The organism is Mesorhizobium sp. M4B.F.Ca.ET.089.01.1.1, assembly GCF_004022605.1.
Taxonomy (GTDB): Bacteria; Pseudomonadota; Alphaproteobacteria; order Rhizobiales; family Rhizobiaceae; genus Mesorhizobium; species Mesorhizobium abyssinicae.
On the sequence record NZ_RZOS01000403.1, the window covers coordinates 1 to 5,236 of the forward strand.

Here is a 5,236-nt window from a genome sequence, read left to right on the forward strand (position 1 = left end):
GCGAACAGGGCGCCGATCCGGCTCGCCTGCTGCTGGCCGCGCGCCGACAAATTGAGCTGGGTCGGGCATTTGGCGATGTCGAAATTGGCCGGATCGGCAGCGCCGGTGACCATGGCATGGCGCAAAAGCACGATATGGCCGCCGTCGCGCAGCAGCGCCCAGCCGGCATCCGTCGCATGCGCCGTGGCAGAAGCGAGGAGCAGCATCAGCGCCAGGAGAAATCGAACCATCAGCCATCCTTCTTGCATCCACCGGCAGCGACGGCGGTGAGCGCCATATAGGGACCGCAAAGCCGGCTGAAAGACAAGCTCGGGCTATTTCTTCGCCAGTTGCTGCTTCACCAGTTCGATCTTCTTGTCGGTGAGCGGGATCGGGATGGTGTAGCCGGCTTCGACAAAACCCTCCTTGGCATTTTCGAAGAACTCGATCGCTTTCAAATAATCGGCGTCGCCTCCGCCCTGGCTGGCGCGGTTCCAATGGACATCGCCGAGGTTGTTCTGCGCGAAGGCCCACTGCAGCGGCTGGCTGTCGCGGGTGAACACTTTGAGCGTCGCCTGGAAGGCCGCTTCGGCCTCGTCCAGATATTTGCCGCTGCGTTCGAGCGTGCCGAGATTAAGCAGGCTCATGCCGATGCCGTTCTGCGCGTTCGCCCAATCGACGGGTGCCGCTTCCAAGGTCAGCACCTCGAGCGCGGCCCGGCGCGCGACGACCGACTCGGCCAGGGACTTGGTATCGCCTTCGGCCATGCTCAGCCAATGCAGCGCCGAGCCGAGGCCGGCCTGGGCCAGCGCCCATTGCCGCGGCGTCGTCTCGCGCTTGTATTCTCGCAACGCGTCCCGATAGGCCATCGCCGCATCCTTGTAGTGTTCCGGCTTGTCGGACAGGCCGCCGAGCAATTGCAGCGTGTTGCCGAGATTGTAGGCGGTCATCGCCCAGTCGAGCGGAAAGGCGCGCCTGGTGTAGATGCGCCGCGCCGCCCGGAAGGCGGCAACCGACTGCTCCAGTCTCGCCGGATCGCGGGCGCGCTGGCCGAGCGTCTGGTAGACCGAGCCGAGATTGTTCTGGGTGGAAGCCCAGTCCATCGGGAAACGCTTGCGGGTGAAGACGGTCAGCGCATCGCCATAGGCCGTCGCCGCTTCTTCGAGCTCGCCGGTGCCGAGATCGAAGCGGGCGGCGCTGCTCAGCGCGTTGCCGAGATTGAGCCGGCTGGTCGCCCAGGAAACCGGGAAGGTCTCGCGCGTGCGGATCTCGAGCGCGGCGCGGAAGGCCGCGGCCGCCTCGGTGATCTTCGCCTGATCGTTGAGCTGCGTGCCCAGCGACACCAGCGTGTTGCCGAGATTGTTCTCAACCATTGCCCACTGCACCGGCGCCTTCTCGCGCGTGTACTCCTGCAGCGCCAGCCGATAGGCGGCCTCGGCGTCAACAAGGCGCTCGCCGCCGGGCTCGCGTTCCGAGAGCGCGTAAAGCGCCAGGCCGAGATTGTTCTGCGAGGCGGCCCAGTCGAGCGGAACCTTGTCGCGCGGCCGCTTTTCCAGCGTCGCGCGCATGGCGGCAACCGCCTCGTTCACGCGCTTGGGGTCGCTCTCCCGTTCGCCGATCTTCAACAGGACATTGGCGAGATTGTTCTGGGCTGCGGCCCAGTTGAGGTCGTCCTTCTCGCGCTCGAAGACGACCAGCGAGTCCCGGAAGATCCGTGCCGCTTCATCGAGCCTGGCCGTGTCGGTTTCGCGCTCGCCAATGGTCTGCAGCACCACCGCCATGTTGTTGCGGGTGATCGCCCAGTCGCGGTTCTGTTGGCCATTGGGAATAAAGCCGAGGATAACCTGATAGGCATCGATCGCCTGCTCGAGCGCCTTCCTGTCGCCGGTGGCATCGCCATGCGCGTTCAGCGCCTCGGCCTCCTGGTTCTTGTAATTCCAGCGCCGCTTGTCGTCCCACTTCTCGACCAGCGAGAACGCCTTGCCGTAGTCACTGGCGGCGGCGCTGTAGTCGAAGACCAGCGCCGAGGCATCGGCTCGCCTGGCATAGATGGCGGCATCGGCAAGGCGCTTCTGCCGGACCAGTTCCTCCGCCTGGTCGACGGCGCCGCGGGTCTGCTCGACCCGGCTCACCGCTTCGTCGAGGAACTTGTGCGCGGTGACTATCGCGCCCTGGCCGATCGCCTTGTCGGCCGAGGCTACGAGGCGCTTGATCTCGGGGTCGTCGGTGCTGAGCGCGTCGCGCTCTGACAGCATCTTCTTCAGCCGCTCGGCCTGGGCATCGAGGAGCTTTTCCAGGTCCGTTGGGTCCTCGGGTATCTTCTCCGTGCCCAGTGCCCTGAGCACGCCATAGAGCGCGTCGAGCGGCACGCCGTCCTGCTGCGAAGCCAGTTCCACTTGCGAGCGCTTCGGATCGGGCAGGTCGGCGATGGTCAAAAGCAGCTGCCGCCGCTCGCCGGTGATCAGCCCGTCATCGCCGGCCGGCTCCGGCGGCGCGACGCCGAAATAGAGCAGCCGGCGCAGGCTTTCGTTGACCCATGGCCGTTGCCTGGCCTTGGTGTCGAGATAGACCTCCTCGGTCACCATGCGCATGACCGAGCCGAATTCGGTGCCCTTCATCGCGGCGAGGTGGCGCAGAAGCGCCGCCGCATAGGGACTGTTCTCGCCGGCGGCGCCATCGAGCGCCGGGCGTCCGGGCTCGGCGGCGAAGCCGACCACGGTTCCTAGGTTTTCCGTCGCCGGCGCGCTGCCGAGCGCCTTGGCGCCGCGCACCGGTTCCAGCCCGCCGGCTCCGATCGGCGAGGCCGAGGCGGTCGGCGCGCGGCGCAACTCAGCGTCAGGCGGAAACGGATTGGTGCGGCAGGCATCGAGCAGCATGATCGTCACCGGCACCGTCTTCTTCAGCTCCTCCATGACGGCGGAGATCGGCACCAGGGCGTTGTCGGCATCCTTCAGCGAGGACATATCGGCATCGACCGGGACCAGGTAGTTCTCGCCGCCGGCCTCGATGCCGTGGCCGGAATAATAGATGAAGGCGACATCGGCACCCTCGGCGTCCTCGACGAAGCGCTCGAGGTCGCGCTTCAGTTTCGCGGCATCGCGATCGGTGACGCTGCGGGCATCGAAGCCGAGATCGGTCAGCATCTTGGCCATGTCGCGGGCGTCGTTGGCCGGGTTTGGCAGGGTGGCGATGTGCTCGTAGGCCGATTGGCCGACGATGAGAGCGACGCCCTTGAGGTTCTCCGCGCCGTTGGCCAGCGTCGCGACGAGACAGAGCAAGCCGGTGACGAAAACCGTCAGCCACGCCCTTGCCGAAAGGTGATGGTTCGGGGTTTTGAGCAAACCCATTCGCCGCGTATCCCCCTGACGATCCCAAGCCTCTATAACGCTGCCAGCCGACCTTGATCAATTCGGGCGGGGGCAGGAAGCGGGGTAGGCCTTCCTCGGCCGGCGCGATTGCGTTGCAAACGGGGCTCGCCTATCACGGGAAAAATGTCCCCGCTCACCGAAACCGTCCTTTTCGTCTTCAGCCTCGTCGCGCTCGGCTACCTTGCCGGGTTCACCGGCTATCTGAGGCCGGCGAGCGGCGAGGGCATCTCGGAATTCGCCATCAACGTGGCGATGCCGCTGCTTCTGTTCCAGACGATGGTGAAGTCCGATTTCCACGGCGTGGCGCCGTGGTCGCTATGGGGCGCCTATTTTACGGCAGTGGCCATCACCTGGGCGGTGGGGCATCTCGTCACCACGCGGGTCTTCGGCAGGGATTCGCGCACGGGCATCGTCGGCGGCGTGTCGTCTGGCTATTCCAACATCGTCCTGCTCGGCGCGCCCTTCATCCTCGGCATATTCGGACCGAGCGGCTTCGAGGTCCTGTCGCTGCTGGTCTCCGTCCACCTGCCGGTCACGATGATGGCCTCGATCGTCCTGTTCGAGATGTTCGGCCGCGGCGCCGGCGAGCCCGCGCATCCGCTGCGCGTCGTCACCAGCTTCCTCAGGCGGCTGTTCCTCAATCCGCTGATCATCGGCATACTCGCCGGACTTGCCTTCCGCCTGAGCGGCGCGCCGCTGCCGGAGCTCGTCTCGCGTGTGGTCGATGCCCTGGCGGATACCGCCGGGCCGGTGGCGCTGTTCGCCATGGGGCTCAGCCTGCGCCGCTTCGGCATTTCCGGCAACATCCGGCCGGCTCTGGCGCTGTCTGCGCTGAAACTCTTCCTGATGCCGGGGCTGGTGCTTGGCCTGGTCTGGCTGCTCGGCTTGCCGCCGCTGACGGCCAAGGTGGCGGTGGTGGTGGCGGCGTTGCCCTCGGGCATCAATTCCTACCTGATCGCCGTCCAGTTCAACACCGGCCAGGCGCTGGCGTCGAACCAGATAACCATCGCGACGGCGAGCGCGGTGGTGACCACGTCCTTCTGGCTGACGGTGGTTCTCCACGTCTTCGGATAGGGGAGCGGCCGCGCGGCCAACTCTCGCCTTTGCTGGTCCAACCCCTATATGCCATCTTGCGATTGCTTGCCGGCCTTTCCCTAGGTAAGAGCAGTGCGCCAGCGTGCGGCCACGGGGCACGCCCAACGAATATCCAGAAAAACGGCCGATCAGCGCGCCGAACGGAGGCTAGACCATGCTTCAGAAAACCAGCCATTTCATGCGCCAGGCCAATCTCATCAATGGCGAATGGGTGCAGGCCGACAGCGGCCAGACGGTCGACGTCAACAATCCCGCCACGGGCTTGAAGATCGGCACCGTGCCGAAGGCCGGCAAGGCCGAGACGCGCCGCGCCATCGAGGCCGCAGAGGAAGCATTCAAGAGCTGGCGCAAGACCACCGCGCTCGAGCGCTCGAAGCTCTTGCGCAAGCTGCACGACGCCATGATGGACAATCAGGACGTGCTCGCCGAGCTGTTGACCATCGAGCAGGGCAAGTCGCTGTTTGAATCGAAGGGCGAGATCGGCTCGGCCGCCGCCTACATCCTTTGGTTCGCCGAGGAAGGCCGCCGCACGTATGGCGACATCGTGCCGTCGCCCTGGGGCGACCGCCGGATCCTGGTGACCAAGGAGCCCGTCGGCGTCATCGCCGCCATCACGCCTTGGAATTTCCCGTCCTCGATGCTCGCCCGCAAGCTCGGCCCGGCGCTGGCCGCCGGCTGCACCGCCGTGGTCAAGCCGGCCTCGCAGACGCCGTATTCCGGCCTCGCCTGGGGCGCGCTCGCTGAGGAAGTCGGCTTCCCCAAGGGCGTCATCAACATCCTGACCGGTTCGGCGG

The 5,236-nt window shown here is 66.0% G+C and carries 3 protein-coding genes and 1 pseudogene; 2 read left to right on the forward strand and 2 right to left on the reverse strand.

Going from position 1 to position 5,236, the window contains the following annotated elements:
- Positions 1-230: pseudogene (locus EN780_RS26995) on the reverse strand (histidine phosphatase family protein); the annotation flags it as partial.
- A gap of 84 nt (positions 231-314) precedes the next feature.
- Complete coding sequence (locus EN780_RS27000; protein ID WP_128275816.1) at positions 315-3,326, reverse strand: caspase family protein; 3,012 nt, start codon at positions 3,324-3,326, stop codon at positions 315-317.
- 144 nt (positions 3,327-3,470) lie between these two features.
- Between EN780_RS27000 and EN780_RS27005 the strand changes: the two genes are divergently transcribed.
- Both EN780_RS27005 and EN780_RS27010 read left to right on the forward strand, forming a co-directional pair.
- Positions 3,471-4,421, forward strand: a complete 951-nt coding sequence (locus tag EN780_RS27005; RefSeq protein WP_128275817.1) for an AEC family transporter — start codon at positions 3,471-3,473, stop codon at positions 4,419-4,421.
- A 175-nt stretch (positions 4,422-4,596) separates the two neighbouring features.
- Positions 4,597-5,236: aldehyde dehydrogenase family protein (locus tag EN780_RS27010; RefSeq protein WP_128275818.1), on the forward strand; the 640-nt coding region annotated here is incomplete at its 3' end.